Origin of the sequence: Microbacterium sp. Root61, from assembly GCF_001427525.1 — a bacterium.
Lineage (GTDB): Bacteria > Actinomycetota > Actinomycetes > Actinomycetales > Microbacteriaceae > Microbacterium.
This window is the reverse complement of record NZ_LMGU01000001.1, coordinates 1,780,794-1,797,277: the sequence shown is the minus strand read 5'-3', so window position 1 is coordinate 1,797,277 and position 16,484 is coordinate 1,780,794. Positions and strand designations below refer to the sequence as shown.

General features: G+C 65.1%; 17 protein-coding genes. 12 read left to right on the top strand and 5 right to left on the bottom strand.

The annotated features are described in order from the left end of the window. Positions 1-495, top strand: a complete 495-nt coding sequence (locus tag ASD65_RS08740) for a hypothetical protein (RefSeq protein WP_056221292.1) — start codon at positions 1-3, stop codon at positions 493-495. Here ASD65_RS08740 and ASD65_RS08735 read toward each other — a convergent pair. Then, positions 441-1,619 carry a carboxylate-amine ligase gene (locus tag ASD65_RS08735; RefSeq protein ID WP_056221287.1) on the bottom strand — a complete coding sequence of 393 codons (1,179 nt, stop codon included), beginning with the start codon at positions 1,617-1,619 and terminating at the stop codon, positions 441-443. The genes ASD65_RS08740 and ASD65_RS08735 overlap by 55 nt on opposite strands. After that, complete coding sequence (locus ASD65_RS08730; RefSeq protein WP_056221284.1) at positions 1,619-2,188, bottom strand: Dps family protein; 570 nt, start codon at positions 2,186-2,188, stop codon at positions 1,619-1,621. The genes ASD65_RS08735 and ASD65_RS08730 overlap by 1 nt, the downstream gene beginning before the upstream one ends. A gap of 695 nt (positions 2,189-2,883) precedes the next feature. Between ASD65_RS08730 and ASD65_RS18995 the strand changes: the two genes are divergently transcribed. Next, on the top strand, positions 2,884-3,039 hold the full coding sequence (locus tag ASD65_RS18995) for a hypothetical protein (protein ID WP_156378819.1): 156 nt from the start codon (positions 2,884-2,886) through the stop codon (positions 3,037-3,039). 341 nt (positions 3,040-3,380) lie between these two features. Next, positions 3,381-3,551: a CsbD family protein gene (locus tag ASD65_RS18755; RefSeq protein ID WP_082561641.1), complete on the top strand. Its 171-nt coding sequence runs from the start codon at positions 3,381-3,383 to the stop codon at positions 3,549-3,551. An 84-nt stretch (positions 3,552-3,635) separates the two neighbouring features. On the opposite strand, the gene ASD65_RS08725 is transcribed toward ASD65_RS18755, so the two are convergent. Both ASD65_RS08725 and ASD65_RS08720 read right to left on the bottom strand, forming a co-directional pair. Then, on the bottom strand, positions 3,636-3,989 hold the full coding sequence (locus ASD65_RS08725) for a hypothetical protein (protein WP_156378818.1): 354 nt from the start codon (positions 3,987-3,989) through the stop codon (positions 3,636-3,638). A gap of 497 nt (positions 3,990-4,486) precedes the next feature. Beyond that, positions 4,487-5,476 (bottom strand): LacI family DNA-binding transcriptional regulator, encoded by a 990-nt coding sequence (locus ASD65_RS08720; RefSeq protein ID WP_162248476.1) that lies wholly within the window; start codon positions 5,474-5,476, stop codon positions 4,487-4,489. Positions 5,477-5,621: 145 nt separating this feature from the next. Between ASD65_RS08720 and ASD65_RS08715 the strand changes: the two genes are divergently transcribed. Further along, entirely contained in the window at positions 5,622-6,557 is a 936-nt protein-coding gene (locus ASD65_RS08715; protein WP_235566639.1) for a DUF6772 family protein, read from the top strand. A gap of 11 nt (positions 6,558-6,568) precedes the next feature. Further along, a complete protein-coding gene (locus ASD65_RS08710) occupies positions 6,569-6,895 on the top strand; it encodes a DUF6385 domain-containing protein (RefSeq protein WP_056221275.1) in 327 nt (108 codons plus the stop codon). A 47-nt stretch (positions 6,896-6,942) separates the two neighbouring features. On the opposite strand, the gene ASD65_RS08705 is transcribed toward ASD65_RS08710, so the two are convergent. Then, positions 6,943-8,430, bottom strand: a complete 1,488-nt coding sequence (locus ASD65_RS08705; RefSeq protein WP_056221270.1) for a sulfatase family protein — start codon at positions 8,428-8,430, stop codon at positions 6,943-6,945. Between the two features lie 298 nt (positions 8,431-8,728). Between ASD65_RS08705 and ASD65_RS08700 the strand changes: the two genes are divergently transcribed. The 7 genes from ASD65_RS08700 (at position 8,729) to ASD65_RS08670 (ending at position 16,458) form a co-directional block, all read left to right on the top strand. Further along, a complete protein-coding gene (locus ASD65_RS08700) occupies positions 8,729-9,652 on the top strand; it encodes an ABC transporter permease (protein ID WP_056221265.1) in 924 nt (307 codons plus the stop codon). Beyond that, complete coding sequence (locus tag ASD65_RS08695; protein ID WP_056221260.1) at positions 9,649-10,566, top strand: ABC transporter permease; 918 nt, start codon at positions 9,649-9,651, stop codon at positions 10,564-10,566. Before ASD65_RS08700 ends, ASD65_RS08695 begins: the two co-directional genes overlap by 4 nt. A 14-nt stretch (positions 10,567-10,580) precedes the next feature. Next, the gene (locus ASD65_RS08690) at positions 10,581-11,588 is read left to right on the top strand and encodes an ABC transporter ATP-binding protein (protein WP_235566638.1); all 1,008 of its coding nucleotides are present in this window, start codon (positions 10,581-10,583) and stop codon (positions 11,586-11,588) included. Next, positions 11,581-12,390 (top strand): ABC transporter ATP-binding protein, encoded by an 810-nt coding sequence (locus ASD65_RS08685; protein ID WP_056221254.1) that lies wholly within the window; start codon positions 11,581-11,583, stop codon positions 12,388-12,390. The genes ASD65_RS08690 and ASD65_RS08685 overlap by 8 nt, the downstream gene beginning before the upstream one ends. A gap of 84 nt (positions 12,391-12,474) precedes the next feature. Continuing rightward, positions 12,475-14,028 carry an ABC transporter substrate-binding protein gene (locus ASD65_RS08680; protein WP_162248475.1) on the top strand — a complete coding sequence of 518 codons (1,554 nt, stop codon included), beginning with the start codon at positions 12,475-12,477 and terminating at the stop codon, positions 14,026-14,028. 119 nt (positions 14,029-14,147) lie between these two features. Beyond that, positions 14,148-15,551: an FAD-dependent oxidoreductase gene (locus ASD65_RS08675; RefSeq protein ID WP_082561635.1), complete on the top strand. Its 1,404-nt coding sequence runs from the start codon at positions 14,148-14,150 to the stop codon at positions 15,549-15,551. Further along, positions 15,529-16,458, top strand: coding sequence for a DUF6772 family protein (locus ASD65_RS08670; protein ID WP_056221244.1), 930 nt, complete (start codon positions 15,529-15,531; stop codon positions 16,456-16,458). The genes ASD65_RS08675 and ASD65_RS08670 overlap by 23 nt, the downstream gene beginning before the upstream one ends. Positions 16,459-16,484 lie beyond the last annotated feature (26 nt).

The window sequence follows — 16,484 nt, the reverse complement described above, 5'->3', positions numbered from 1 at the left end:
ATGACCGATCCCGACAACACGGACGGCTATGTGCCGACGACGACGCATGCGGAGTGGGGCGCCGGGAACCCGCGGCTGCTCATCACCAGCGATGACGAGCGATTCCATCACGAGATCATCCACGACCTGACGCGAATCGGCTCCTCACCCGACAGCGATCTTCACCTCGCAGGCACGGATGCGCATCACGCGACCATCGCCCACGACGAACGTGACGAATATGTGTTGACCCTGCACGGCGAGGGAGAGATGAACGCCGGCAGTGATCCGGCCGACGAGACGAGCGACCGCACGGAGACGCTCCGCACGGGTGCCCGCTTCACAGCGGGACCGTGGTCGCTCGTCTTTGTTCGGGATGAGTTCGCCGATCACGGGCGCCCGTATGGCGGTCGCGAAGGTGGAGAGCTCTCGGACCAGCCCTCTCAGCCTGCGCGCCCGGACTACACCTCTCCCGTCGACGATGAACCTCGCCCCCTGGAGGCCCCGCAAGACTGAAGAACGGAGCCTGGACGAGCGTCGGAGCCGGTATAGCGCGAGGCGAGCGCCGTGGCGAACAGCCGCCCGAGCGCCTTCCTTCCGCCCGCCCGCATCGCAGCCCGCTGTCGCGTCGCGCCAGTACCGTCCACCAGGATTCGTGCGATCTGCTCATGGACCGTGTCGACATCGCCTTCCGTCTCCAACGCCTCGGCAACGGAGTCGACCATCGCCCCTACGACCTCGGCCGCCGGCTCGAGACGCCGCGTCGCCGGGTTCAGCAGCAGGCCGGAGATTCCATCACGTGCGGCATGCCACAGCGCGGCATCCAGGAGTTCCGGCTCCACCTCCAATGGAGCGATCCCAGCCCGCGTATCCCTGATCGCCGTGGACACGAGTCCCCGGACGAGCGCGGCGAGAAGCACCGTCGCAGCGACATCCAGTTGCGCATCACCGACCCTCACCTCGACCGTCGGGTTCGCTTCGGAGAGTCGCGCATTCCACGCGATCGTCTTGAGGTCGTAGGTGCCACCCACCCCGACAAGCCGCCGTATGCGGTCGTCATAGTCGTCGCCGTCCCGAAACGGCGGTGGGCAGCCGATCGTCGACCACCGCCGCATCTGCATCGCGCGCCAGCTCGCGAACCCGGTGTCCGTCGCATGCCAGAACGGCGAGTTCCCCACGAGCGAGAGAAGTGTCGGCAGCCAGACCCGAATCCGGTTCAAGACGTGCACCCCGGTGGTGCGATCGGGGATGGCGACGTGAACGTGAACCCCGTTGACGAGATGGTCGGCGACAACGCCGCGGAACTCCGATTCGACCGTCTGGTACCGGGTGTCCTCCGTGATCTCCGGCCGGCCGACGCTATCGAACGGCGTGCCGATGGATGCGGCGACCACGTGGTGTTGCGATGCCGCAACCTGCAGGCGCCTCCGAAACGTGGACAGATCGGCGGCGGCCTGCTCGAGCGTGTGGAACACGGGCGTGGACCGCTCGATCTGAGACGCGAGAAACTCGTGGGCGACGAATCGGGAACGCGGCTGCCCCTGCAGAAGCTCCGAGCGGACGGCCTCCGCGACGCCCGCAGGCCGGAGCGTGGTGGGGTCGAGGAACATGTACTCTTCCTCGACCCCCAGCGTCGTCATCAGGACGTGGGCGTGCGGTTCTCGGCACTCACCATCCATGCGTACTGCTCCAGCTTCTCGATGATCGCGTGGAGGATGTCGGCGCTGGTCGGATCTTCTTCGTCGACGGCGTCGTGGACTCGGCGCATCGTGGCCACCGTGGCCTCCAAGCGCTCCGTGATCAGGTCGACCGTCTGGGACGTGTCGACCTCGCCCTGCGGGTACTCCCGCAGCGTCGTGGTGGTGGATACGGTGCCGCTGCGGCCGTCCGGAACCGCGTGCAGTGCCCGCATCCGCTCGGCGACGGTGTCGCTGAAGGCACGTGCCGCATCGATGATGTCGTCGAGTTGACGGTGGGTGTCGCGGAAGTTCCTGCCTACGACGTTCCAGTGCGCCTGCTTGCCCTGCATCGACAACTCGAGTAGATCGACCAGCACGGCCTGCAGTCGCTCACCCAGTCCTTTCGACGCGACGAACCCCTTTTCGGCGTTCTGTCGCGACGTGGTGCTGGCTCCGGCCTCGGCACCGGTTCGCTTGCTCGCGGTCGTGGTCGCCGGTGACTTCTTCGTGGGGGACTTCGTAGGGGACATTGGCTTACCTCCGTCTGAGACGCTAGTTCGCGAACACCGCCCAGAGGTGGGCCTTGACAATCGGAAACAGGTATGCCGAGTGCACAGGTCGTCCGAATCCTTTCGCTTTGCTCGCGTGTCTAGCCCCTGTCGGCTGGTTGTGCACGGCCATAGCTTCTCTCCAACGGCCCGGCGTCGACGCCGACATGGGAGGCGGAGATCAGGGGCCCAGGCTGCGCGAGCAGGTCGGCGGACTCCCTGACCACTACGGGCGCCCACGCCGGCGCAATAAAGTCAAGCCCCCACACGTGAAGCTCACGCCGGTCGAGAATGGTGGAGAGGGTCGAATCCCTCGTGATGGGCTGCGAGTGTGATGGAAATACAGCATCGACGGGTTGTCGAGCTCGATGACGAACCCCCGTGGGCCGACCTGGATGCGACGGGCGATCTCCGCGATGACGCGGATGACTTCGAAGACGCTCTGCTCGCCCAGATGGGTGGGACCCACCGCGGCGCTCCGACCCACCTGCCTGAGCCCGTGAGTTCCACTTCGGGTACGGCCAGCGTCTGCGACGGCGAACATCGTGCCGACCCTGCCCCCTTGACAGCACGCCCCTAGGCACAGCATCCCGACTTGTCAATCCCCATCCCTCACGCTCGGCGCAGGATCAGAATTGCCAGGTACGAAACCCCAGGTGAAGTCGAAGGAGGCCGCCATGGACGGTCGAGACTTGATCGAAGACGACGAGGTGTCGGATAAGCAGACGCCGGGAGACGACGATGGCATCGACGGTGCCCCTGCGCCCCAGACGTCGGGGCGTGGCGGAACGAAGCCGATCCCGATCCCGCACTTCCCGCCTGCACCGCGGTGAGCAGCCGATCGTCGAGTTCGACGTGCGATCCGTCGTAGAAGAACCACCGTACGCGACGGCGGCGGGTTCGTGCAGGCGGAGAGCGTCGGCCAGGCGCGGTGGAAGCCCTGATCACTCCGAGCGCGCCTCTCCGTTGGGAGCACTGGGGCGAGCCTGCGATTGAGTCTTCGGCCGCGAGTGGTCCCGGTTTTCGATCAGGCTCGAAGGTCAGCTCGTAGCGCCGCCTCCCGGAGTCTTCGGGGACGGTTGTCAACCCCCTGTGCGGGACTCACTCCGACACGTGAACTTGGAGCAATCAGTCGCGCAGCTCGCACACGCGGGCCATCAGTAAGGAGACAACCATGGGTATGGACGACAAGATCAAGAACACCGCTCAAGACCTCACCGGCAAGGGCAAGGAAGCTGTCGGGAAGGCCACCGGCAACGAGCGCCTCGAAGCGGAGGGAGACGCAGACCAGGCCGAAGCGAAAGTGAAGAAGGCTGTCGAAGACGTGAAGGACACCCTCCGCTAGACCTAACGATGCGGGCCGGTCGGATTCAGAATCCGACCGGCCCGCATCGCTGCCTCGACCTCCATTGCGGAGGTCAGACGCGCATCACTGAGGAGCCTTCGGGGCGCTGGGCTGGCCGGTGTCACCAGCGCTTCCATCGACATCAGGGTCGATGGTGTCGGCGCGTTTGTACGTCTGTTCGGCTTCACTGCGCAGAGTGTCGGCATCGGTGTGTCGAATTTCGCTCTCGCGGCTCAACCGTTCTGCGGTTGCGCGCGCCTGCTGTGCGTCAGCGTCCGCTCGCGCGGCTTCGGCCTCACGATCGAGCGCATCGAGGCCACGCGCCTCAGCTTCTGAACGCAGATCGGCAGCACGTTCGCGGTCGACCTGAGCCTGAGCCGCGCGGCGCCGCGACGTGACCAGGTACATGATCGCCACGATCACCAGGAGCGCGATCACGATGCCGACGATGATCCAAACCACTGTGGATGTATCCATGGGATGACGCCCGCCTCTCGAACAAATCGAATCGCGACCGATGTGTCACGACCCCTTTTCCGTGACGTCTCGGATCGGCAGAACGATCACGGTGAGCCACAGTTTCGTGACTCGACCGTAGGCGGCGCTGGAAACGGCGGACAAGGGGTTGACAAGGGGGCAGGGGCCGGGCCTGAGGGCAAAATCACTGCTCGCCGTGGAAGCCGGAGACGTACGGCTAGAGGGTAGCGAGATCGATGTTGCGCAGTTGCCGGTGGCGACTGCGGATGCCCGCCTTGCGCAGCTTGTTGCCGACGATGTCCACACAGTACTGTCTTGCACAGTCGTGATGTCGATGTTCTCGAGCACGGCCTGAGCGACCCCGGGGTCGATGCCGAGCTCGCGGTGTGTGAACGTCGGTTCGTGGATATCGCCGCCCGGCGATCACCGCGGCGTCGTTCTGCTTGGCTACGGAGCCTCTATCGCTGCCGGGTCGATTCGCGGACGATCAGCCGAGGCGCGGGATCACTGATGACCGCCTCGGGAGGCTTGCCTGACTCGAGATGGGTCATGAGTTGCAGAATGGACCGGCGCCCCAGCTCGAACAGTGGAAGCGCGACCGTCGTCAGTGTCGGGGTCACATAGGGAGCGAACCACGGGTCGTGAATTCCGACGACGGATACATCATCTGGTACACGAACTCCGGCCTCCGCGAGCGCGGCGAGCACGCCCAGCGCCGCTACGGAGGTTCCGACAACGTACGCGTCGGCGTCGGCCCCGCGCCCCGAGCGCAGCCATTCGCGCACGGCACGCATTCCGTCCTCGGCCTGCCAGCCTCCAGGGATCGCGAGATCTGGTCGGAGTGGCAGCCCTACATTGGTGAGCGCCTCCTCATACCCGCGTTGCCGGGCATCGGACGCGGCCCCCGGGCTGCCGGTGACGAATGCGACGTTCCGGTGGCCGAGCCCAAGAAGGTGGGCGGTGGCGACTCGCGCCGCCGCGTCGTCCTCCAGCCGCACCCCGGATGCTGCGCCATTCCCGGTGCTGTTGACGATGACGCTCGGAATCGCCTCCGAGTAGCGCTGCAGCATCGCGGCGCGCGGTCCGTAGCCGCCCTGGAGAAGTAGCCCATCGACCCGACGCGATTTGATGATGCCGGCGAGGAAGGTCTCGTCCTCCTCCGCTTCTTCGGCGTCCGCCATCAGCAGGCCGTACCCGAACTCCGCGGCCGCTTCCTGTGCGCCGTGGACGACCTCGGTGAAGACCGGGTTGGTCACGCGGTCCAGAACGAGACCGATGGCCTCCGTCCGATTCCGACGAAGCGACGCAGCGCTGGAGTTCGGCACGTAGTCGAGCTCGCGCACGGCGTCCAGCACGGCCTCGCGTGTCTCAGGACGCACCGTGAGCGAGGCGTCGTTGTTCAGGAGCCTCGAGACGAGCCCGGGCGAAACGCCCGCCCGAGCAGCCACGTCACGAAGGCGCGCGGGCCGCTTCGGTGCGCCTCGCACTTCTTCCTGCATCGACATCCATTCTTCAAACTCGGGACGTTGACATCCTGACATGCCCGCCGTAGTTTACCTAGGTATATCCATTTACCGAAGGGAGTCGGCGAGCGTGATCATCCGCGAGCGAGGGCTTGAGAAGTTCAATCCGCTGGAGAAAGTCCTCGTCTACGACGACTTCGATCTCGGCATGAACGGCTGGCTGGACCTGACGCCGAACTTCGTGCACGAGGACTACGAGTCGCAGCCTTCGCAGGTCGATCTCGGCTCGTGGGGCCCGTCCATGATCAGCGCCGCACCGATGCGGTTCGCGGCCTCGCACGGGTCGATGGAGGGCAACTACTCCCTCAAGCTGGCGACTCGGCCGTCGGCGCGCGCTTATGAGGAGCCGCCCGCCGACGGTGGCATGAGCACCGTCATCAAGCGGCTGTCTCGCGTGAACAACGATCACCGGTACCTCCAGCTCGAAGCCTGGTACTCCTACACGCCCCAGCAGGACCGCGTGGGCAAGGGGGAGGAGGACATTCGTGCGTTCGGCATGTGGTTCGACGTCCAGGATGACTCTTACCGCTGGCAGCCGGGCGTACGGTACGTCAACTCCGTCAACGGGACCAAGATCAAGCGCTGGCAGTACTTCCGCACGCCCGACGACATCACGCGTGAGCAGTGGTCCGGCAGTCCCGAGGGCTGGGAGGCGCCGGGCATCGACGCGATCTGGTGCGGGAAGCGCTACCCGGACGGTTCGGCTGACGGATACCAGTGGATTCCGGACAGCGACCAGCCGCTCGTCTACAACGAGAGCCCCGACAAGCTGAACTGGCTGTACATGCGGCTGCTCGTCGACCTGGAGCAGCGCGAATACGTCGAGTTCCAGAGCATGGGTCGCACCTTCGATCTGCGGGGCACGCCCACCACGCTGGCGCCCACTTATGACGGGATCTCGGGACTCATCAACCCCGTCTTCTTCATCGAGACGGACACCGACCGCAGCGTGTTCATGTACCTCGACTCGGTCGTCTACTCGACCGGCAATTCGCCCAAGGCCTGAGAGGACTGACGATGCTGAATTCAGCCACCACGCTCGTTGAACGCCGAACCGTCCTCACGGCGGAGTACGGGACCCATCCCTACGAAGCCGGGTGGGCCTCCGAAGCGCTGTTCTTCGTCCGCACCAACGGGGAGCACCCCGAGCTGACCATCACCCCGCAGGTGTCGCCGGACGGAATCGACTGGGTCGACCACGGGCCGTCGATCACGCTGGCCGCGAGTGAGGAACTGGCCAAGCTCGGCATGACGCACTTCGGCACCTGGATCCGATTGCACTTGTCGGGAGCCTCCGCTGACGAGTCCGCGACGATCTTCGTCCATCTCGCACTGAAGGGCTGACCCCGCACGGGGATCAGCCCTTCCGCCGTTGTCGACGGTGCGCCGCGTCAGTATCGACCGACGCGGGGCCCCCCGACGTCGACCGTCGTCATGAGGTCGTCCAGGAGCCGGCCCGAGAGTTCGGCGCGCACGCTCGCGAACTCCGAGTCGTTCCACAGGTTGCGGTGCTCGTGAGGGTCGGTCTCGAGGTCGTACAGCTCGCCGAGGCCGGTCCCGTGGTAGATCGCGAGCTTGTACCGATCGTTGCGGATCATCGTGGCGTGGCTCGCGTGTTTCAGCTCGACGGCGTCGTGGTATTCGCAGCGAATGGCGTCCTTGTGATCGTGCAGTGGCGTGTCCCCTGTGAGGATCGGCCGCAGCGATCGGCCCTGCATGTATTCGGGCACCTCGACCCCCGCGACGTCCAGAATCGTGGGGGCGATGTCGACGAGCTCCACGAGTGCGTCGCTCTGCGCTCCGCGGATGCCCTTTGCCGGCCACGAGAGGATGAGCGGTACACGGACGAGCCCCTCGTAGAAGCGGCAGCCCTTGAGCAGCAGTCCGTGGTCGCCGAGCATCTCGCCGTGGTCGCTCGTGAAGATCACGAGCGTGTTCTCGAGCTGCCCGCCCGCCTCGAGCGCGTCGAGCAGACGCCCGAACCCTTCGTCGATGAGCTCGATCTCGGCGTAGTACGCCGCGACGAGTCCCGCAGCGTCGTACTGCTCCGGCGCGAGGGGCTTGTCGACTTGGAAGTCGACCTTCTCGCTCAAGGTCGTCTGCCACTCTCTGTCCGATTCTTCGAACGCAGGCCTCGGCATGCGGTCCCGATCCATTCGGGCCAGGTACTCGGCGGGCGGATCGGTGGGCGGATGGGGCGCGAAGGAATTGATGCTCAACATCCACGGGCCATCGCGATCCTCCTCGATGAAGTCGATGGCCTTCTCCATCGCCCACGTGATCTCGTGGTGTTCGACGGGGACGCCCGGTCGGTACAGGCGCGCGTAGACGGACGTGTCGGCCCATCCCTCAGGCATCCGTGCCCAATCCACGTTCTCCTCGAGAACGCTCTCGTCAACCGGAGGGTAGATGCTCGCCCACTCGACGCCCTTCGCCTTCAGCCATCGCTGGTAGAAGTGCTCGTCGGTGGGCCAGAACGTCTCGGGCGGGGGCATCTGGCTCCACTCCCACATTCGGTAGCCGTCATCGATCCGTTGCTCCACGCGACCGTGCACGCTCGACAGGTGGAGCTTCCCCACGAGTCCGCAGTCGTAGCCCGCATCGGCGAGGATCTTCGTCACGAGGGGCGGGATGTCACCGACGTCGCGATTGCCGTTCCGATTCACGTGCGTGCGCGTCGGGTAGCACCCGGTCAGAAAGCTCACCCGGCTGGGCGTGCAGATCGGCGACTGGCAATAGGCCTTGTCGAACCCGACGCCGTTCTCGATCAGGCGATCGAGGTTGGGCGTACGGATCACCTCGTTGCCCATCGCCGCAATGGTGTCGAATCTCTGCTGGTCGGTGCACATCCACAGGATGTTCGGGCGCGTATCCGCCAATGGATACCTCCTTGGGTGATTCCGGCGAGCACCGCGGGTCGTCCGCATCGGGGGGAGAGAGCCGAGCCGCGGGGTCGCGCCGGGGGTGTCGGTCGATTTGAGCGTCGCACGGGAATGACATCGCTGTCAATCACGCGACCCACTCCAGAGACCGATCTACTTCTCAGGTATTTCTGCGGGCAAATCGAACTTAATGGTGAATTGACATCGGGTTCGATTCCGCTAATGTAATCGTGGTTGACATCGATGTCATTGAACTTCGAGATTCAATGAGGATCTCGGAAGGGCGGATTATTCAGTGGGTGGGTACCTCTTCAAGCGACTGCTGCTCGCGATCTTCGTGCTGTGGGGAGTGGCCACGGTCATCTTCCTCATCGTCCGGGTCGTGCCGGCCGACCCCGCCCTGCTCATCGCCGGAACGGATGCAACGGCCGAGCAGCTGGATCAGCTGCGCGAACAGCTCGGCCTCAATGAGCCGCTGTACGTCCAATACGGACAATTCCTGCTCGGCATCCTCACGGGCGATCTCGGCGACTCCTACACGCTCAAGGTCCCCGCGACCGACCTGATCGCCAGCGTGCTGCCCAACACCGCGCTTCTCGCCGTACTGGCTTGCAGCCTCTCGATCCTGGTCTCCTTCCCGCTCGGCCTGCTCGCGGCCCTGCGCGTCAATCGCTTCACCGACAGAGCCGTCACTTTCGGGACCCTGCTCACCCAGGCGCTTCCGAACTTCTGGATCTCGATCGTGCTCCTGCTGGTGTTCTCCCAGACACTCCGATGGCTTCCCAGCGTGGGTCTCACCGGACCGTTGAGCCTCATCCTGCCGACGATCGTCCTGGCGCTGCCGTTCATCTCGGTCCTCACCCGCATGATCCGCAACGGTCTGCTCGAGGTCATGGGCGAGGGATACATCCAGACCGCGCGCGCCAAGGGCCTGTCGGAGCGGACCGTGATCTTCCCGCACGCGGTGCGTAATGCCGCCATCCCCGTCGTCACGATCGTCGGACTGCAGTTCGGCGGTCTGCTCGGCGGCGCGGTCGTCGTCGAGACCGTCTTCTCATTCCCCGGTATCGGAGATCTGCTCGTCAACTCGATCCAACAGCGCGACTACAACGTCGTGCAGGCCTGCGTCCTCGTCATCGCGGCCGTCTTCGTCATCGTCAACCTCGTCGTGGATCTGCTGTACGGATTCCTCGACCCCAGAGTGAGGCTCGCCCAGTGACCACCACTGCACCGACCGTCACGGTCAATACGGCATCGACCGTCACGGTCAATAAGGCGACATCGCTCGCACGCCGGGCACGCCGGGACGTCACCCTGCGCATGGTCGTACCGCTGATCATCATCGGCCTGATCATCATCGGCGCGATCGTCATTCCGTGGGTGTACGGATACGACCCGTTGAAGGTGGATCTCGTGAACCGGCTCAAGCCGCCGGGGACGGTCATGTCCGACGGTCGCGTCGCGATACTCGGAACGACGCAGGTCGGCGGCGACCTCTTCGCAGAGATCATGTCCGGCGCCCGCATCTCGCTCGTCATCGGCGTTTCGACGCTTGTGTTCGCGGGTGCCGTCGGAGTCCTGTTCGGGCTTCTCGCAGCCCACTTCGGGGGAGCCGCCGACGCAACGCTCATGAGGCTCGCCGACATCCAGCTCGCCTTCCCCTCCATCCTGCTCGCGATCCTCATCGCGTCGGTGCTGGGGCAAGGGGTCGGGAACATCATCCTCGTGCTCTCGATAGCCAGCTGGGTCGTGTTCGCCCGTGTCACGCGCAGCCAGGTGTTGTCGCTGAGGAATCGCGAGTACGTCGAGGCGGCCCGGACTCTGGGTGCGGGCAACGCCCACCTCATGTTCCGGACGCTCCTGCCCGGCACGATCGCACCCGTCATCGTCGTGGCGACGACGCAGTTCGCGACGGTGATCCTCGCGGAAGCGGCACTGTCCTTCCTCGGCGTCGGTGTACCGCTGGGCACCCCGAGCCTCGGCAGCACGATCTTCAACGGCACGCAGTACCTCACCACAGCCTGGTGGATATCGACCTTCCCCGGAGTCCTGCTGGTCATCCTGATGCTCTGCTTCGGGATTCTGGGCGACGCCCTACGTGACAAGTTCGACCCGAGACTGCGGAGCGCATGATGAAGCCGACACGCGTGATTGACACGTCAGCAACCCCGCTGCTGCAGGTGAAAGACCTCACTGTGGAGTTCTCGACGGTCGCCGGAATAGCCCGCGCGCTCGACCATGTGACGTTCGATGTGCGCAGCGGCGAGACGCTGGCGATCCTCGGGGAGTCGGGCTCGGGCAAATCGACCACAGCGCAGGCGATCATGGCCCTGCTGCCCAAACCCGCCGGCGCCATCACCGGAGGCAGCATCTTGTATGGCGGCGAGGACCTCGCGACGCTGCCCGTGCCTCGTGTGCGCGAGTTGTGCGCGGAAGACATCGCGATGATCTTCCAAGACCCGCTCAGCTCGCTGAACCCGGTGTTCCGGGTCGGCGCACAGATCGCGGAGCCGTTGCGCCGACGCCGGGGGATGAGCAAGAAGGCCGCTCTGGCAAAGGCCCTCGACCTTCTCAAGCGAGTCGGCATCCCGAAGGCGGAAGAACGGATCCGCGACTACCCGCACCAATTCTCGGGGGGTCAGCGCCAGCGGATCATGATCGCGATGGCGCTCGCGCTGGACCCGAAGGTCCTCATCGCGGACGAACCCACGACGGCGCTGGATGTCACGGTTCAGAAGCAGGTGATGGATCTTCTCGCAGAGCTCCAGGCCGACACCGGAATGGCGATGATCCTGATCAGCCACGATCTCGGCGTGGTGGCCGACTACGCGGATCGGGTGGCCATCATGTACGGAGGTCGCATCGTGGAGACCGGGACGATCCGCGAGCTGTACGATCACCCCGCACACCCCTATACGACGGGCCTGCTCGAGTCGATCCCGAGTGAGACGAGCATCGGCGGGCGCCTCCGCCCCATCGAGGGTTCCCCACCCAACCTGCTCAGCCTGCCGAGCGGCTGCGCATTCAACCCGCGGTGTCCCTTCGCGCTCGATGTCTGCCGCGAGCAGGTGCCGGCGCTGCGCACCCCGCAGGGCTGGCCGCAGGAGCACGAAGCCGCGTGCCACCGCTCAGAGGAGGTGCTGGCTCATGTCTGATTCGCCGCTGTTGAAGGTGTCGCACCTCAAGGTCGCGTACCCGATCCGCTCGACGTTCCTGCAGCGCAAGATCGACGAGAACGTCGCCGTCGATGACGTCACGTTCGACATCCGTCCGGGCGAGACCGTCGGTCTGGTCGGCGAGTCCGGCTCGGGAAAGTCCACGGTCGCCCGCGCGGTGATCGGCCTTGTGAAGGCCGACGGCGGCGCGATCGAGTTCGAGGGCGAGGACATCACGCACTACTCGCCACGACAGCTCAAGAACGTCCGGCGCGACATGCAGATGGTCTTCCAGGACCCGTACGCCTCCCTCAACCCGCGACTCACGGTGCGCGATGTCATCGCCGAGGCGTGGCGCGTGCACACCGGCGTGGTGCCGTCGCGCCAGTGGACGGCGGAGGTCAAGGAACTCATGGATCGGGTGGGTCTGAATCCCGACCACTCGGATCGCTATCCCCACCAGTTCTCCGGCGGGCAGCGCCAGCGCATCGGCATCGCCCGTGCACTCGCGCTCAGGCCGAAGCTCATCATCTGCGACGAACCCGTCTCCGCTCTGGACGTCTCCGTCCAGGCGCAGGTTCTCAATCTGCTCGATGACCTGCAGGACGAACTGGGACTCGCCTACCTCTTCATCTCGCACGACCTCTCCGTCATCGAACACCTCTGCGACCGCGTACTGGTGCTGCATCGCGGTGTCGTCGCCGAAGAGGGAACCACGCGCGAGCTCTTCGAGAACCCGCAACACAGCTACACCCAGACCCTGCTGGCCGCGGTCCCCGTGGTTCGCCCTTGGCACCAGTGAGGTCCCCCCAGATGTCCACCGCACAAGTGATCTCCGCGGCGGCCAATCACACAGCAAGAGTCACTTGGATCGAAGGAGATGGTAATGACCTCATTGCGTAGGCGCCTGCTGACAGGCGTCACGATGGCGGCGGCCGCTGCCCTGGTGCTGGTCGGCTGCGCCGCCGGCGCCGGCGATACGGACACAGGCAGCGCGCCAAGTGCCACGCCCGTGGCCGATGACAAGCAGAACCTCACGTACGTCATCAACTGGGGCTGCACGATGCTGGACATCACGGCGAACTTCACCAACTGCAGCACGCAGGTGGCGAGCAATGTGATGCAGGGCCTCGTCGCGCTCGATCCCGAGACCAAGGAGCCGCAAGCGCTCCTGGCGACCGAATGGGAGTGGGTGGACGACACGACGCTCACCTTCACGCTCCGCGACGATGTGACGTTCAGCGACGGAACGCCGTTCACCTCCGCGGATGTCGTTGCGACCCTGGATCGCTACATCGCGATGAAGTCGGTGCTCGGAGCGCAGCTCGCGGTCGTCGAGTCGTACACGGCCGATGACCCGACGACGGTGACGATCAACACCTCTCGGCCGACGGGGACGCTCATGGGCATCCTCGCAATGGTCGGGATCGGCAAGGCGGACGGCGCGGCGGATGACGCCTACTGGGCATCCCCGATCGGGACCGGCCCGTTCGTCATCGACAGCTTCACGGCGAACGACAGCATCAAGATGTCGCGGAATGACAACTACTGGGGCGAGAAGGCGAAGCTCAAGACGCTCACGTTCCAGCAGATCGACAACATCTCGAGTCGCATCACGGCACTGTCGAACGGCTCTGCTCAGGTGATCGCCGGCGTCCCGAACGATCAGATCGCGACTGTGGAGGGCTTCCCGAACATCGTGTTCGAGCAGATCCCGAGCCTGACGTACAACTTCCTGTGGTTCCAGAACAGCCGCGAGCCGTTCACGGACCTCAAGGTGCGCCAAGCGATGCTGATGGCGCTCGACATGCCGACGATCGTCTCGTCGCTGCTCGGCGAGACCGCGACGCCGATGAGCGCCCTGTGCCCCGAGGTCGCCTTCGGCTGCCTGCCGTCCGGCGACTGGCCGGCCTACGACCCCAAGGGAGCGAAGAAGCTCCTCGCCGAGGCCGGCTTCCCCGACGGGTTCAGCTCGAGTGTCGACTACAGCACGGCCAACGCGGGTCTCGACCAGCTCGTCACCGCGATGGTCTCCTACTGGAGCGAGATCGGCGTCGATGTCGCGCCGAAGGCGGACGACCAGGCGACCTTCACCGCCGCCATCGCCAGCCCGGGCAACTTCGACATGATCATCAACCCGAACCTCAACACGACGGGCGATGCCGACTTCACGCTGAACAGGCTCTACACCTGCGCGGCGAACAGGCTCGGATACTGCAACCCGGAACTCGACACGATGCTCATGGCGGCGCAGGGCGAGACGGATCCTGAGAAGCGACTCGAGATCTACCAGGAGATCTCGGATCAGCTGGCGGCCGACGCACCGGCCCTGGGCATGTACCAGATCAACATCAACCTCGCGTTCTCCGACAAGGTCAAGGGTCTGACCCTCGTCCCGACGGAGAACTACGACTGGAGCAAGGTCTACCTCACCGAGTGAGCCCGATCTGCTGTGGGGGCTGGGATCTCCCGCCCCCGCAGCGCCCCTCCCCGCCTGCGCCGTGTGCCCAGGCGGGGAGGCACCATCCCTCACGTCAGCTTCACCTAGAAAGAGAATCGATGTTTGTCACGGAGACGAGCAGGGAAACCCCCGTCGTCGGCAGCTACGACGTCATCGTGTGCGGCGGTGGTCCTGCGGGAGTGATCGCCGCGACGGCCGCGGCGCGCAACGGGGCACGGACGCTGCTGATCGAGCGCTACGGATTCGTGGGCGGGATGGCGACGAGCGCGCTCGTCACGCCGATCAGCGAGTTCCGCCACTTCGGCAAACAGCACATCGGCGGCATCCCATTCGAACTCCTGCAGAAGGCTGCCGACCTCGGCGGCGCGGACGTGTCCCGGGAGAGCGGCAACTATCCCGCCAACGACGAGATCCTCAAGCTCGCCGCCCAGCGGCTGCTGCTGGAGAGTGGTGTGACGCTTCTCTACCACTCCTGGCTGTCGGACTGCACTGTCGAGGACGGGCGAGTCACCCATGTCATCGTGCAGAACAAAGCGGGTCGCTCGGCCTACCAGGGCACGGTCTTCATCGACTGCACAGGCGACGCCGATCTCGTCCGCGCATCCGGCCTCCCTACGGTCAAGAGCGATGTGCTCCAGCCGGCATCGTTGTGGTTCCAGCTCGGCGGGGTCGACACAGACGCCTTGACACCACTCTTCGAAGACGCCGTCGACGGGATGCTGCCCGTGTCCGCGGAGATCCGCGGTCGATTGCTCGAACTCAACGCGGCCGGCGAGATCCCCATCTTCGGCGGCCCCTGGATCAACCAGTTCTTCCACGACGGCATGGTCAGCATCAACCTGCTGCGCGAGGCCACCGATGCGAGTGATCCCGAGCGGTTCACACGCACCGAGTGCAGCATGCGCGAGCAGCTCGATCAATTCATCCACGTCCTGCGGCGAGAGTTCCCCGAGTTCCGGGACTGCTGGCTCGCGAAGTCCGGCATCCAGACCGGCGTGCGCGAGACCTACCGCATCGTCGGGCTCGCCCAGCTTCAGCGAGACGACATCGTCACGCCCAAGGCCTTTCCCGACACCGTCGCGAAGGGTGCGCACGTCATCGACATCCACTCGTCGGACACCAACGAGCAGGACGGCCTCGTCGTGCCGCGCCAGGAGTACAACATCCCCTATGGCTGCCTCGTCCCGCGCGGAAGCGTCAACGTCGTGACAGCTGGTCGCTGCCTCGACGCAGACGGCTCGGGCTTCGGCTCCGCGCGGGTCATGGCCACCTGCATGGCCATGGGGCAAGGCGCCGGGACAGCCGCCGCGCTGAGCGTCGCGCACGGCTACAGCGTGTCCGACATCGACGTCGATGCACTGCGTCGCACGCTCATCGCGCAGGGGGCGGTTGTCGACTTCGACAACGTCGTCGCCCCTCTGGCGCCGATCGAGTTTCACGAATACCCCGTTCCCCCCACACAGAGAGAGAGAAAGAGCAATGCAGAAGTTCCTGTCGTATGAGCGCGGACTAGGGCGGTTCAAGCCTCTCGCGAATGTCATTTGCTACGACGATTTCGACAATGGCTTCAACGGCTGGCTGGACCTCACCCCCAACTACGTCGAGGAGAACTACGAGTCGTTCGACTCCGTCGTCGACCTTTCCAGCTGGGCGCCGAACCAGCTGAGCTCGGCCTCGATGCGCTTCGCGTCGTCGCATGGCTCGATGGATGGCACCTACTCGCTGAAGGTCTCGACCGCACCCACCGGCGGTCCGCACACCGAGCCGCCGCGCGACGGCTCCATGGGGCACGCGATCAAGCGTCTCTCCCGTTACGGCAACCCCAAGCTGATCCAGATCGAGGCCTGGTACTCCTACACCCCGGTCCAGGACCGCGAGGGCAAGGGCGAGGAGGACATCCGCGCGATCGGCTTCTTCTTCGACGTACAGGACTCCGAGTACCGGTACATGCCGGGCGTGCGCTACGTGAACTCCCTCGGCGGCAAGCTCGTGAAGAAGTGGCAGTACTACCAGGTCGCCGAAGGCGTCACGCCCGAGGACTGGAACTTCGGCGTGAAGGACGGTTGGTGCGTTCCCGGCGTCGACAACCAGTGGTACGGACGCCGCTTCGAGGATGGCTCGGCAGACGGCTACCAGTGGGTGCCGGGCGGTGAGCAGGACCTCGTCTACAACGAGAGCCCCGACAAGATCAACTGGATGTACTTCCGGCTCACCGTCGACATCGAGAAGCGCGAGTACGTCGAACTGCAGAGCGGCGATCATGTCATGGACATGCGCGGCATCAAGCCCACTCTCACAGAGGGCTACGCGTCCATCGACAACCTCATCAACCCCATCTTCTTCATCGAGACGGACTCCGAGCGCTCGGTGAACCTCTACCTCGACTCGGTCGTGTACTCCACCGAGTGACGCTGGCCGACTTCCACCTCTGAGAG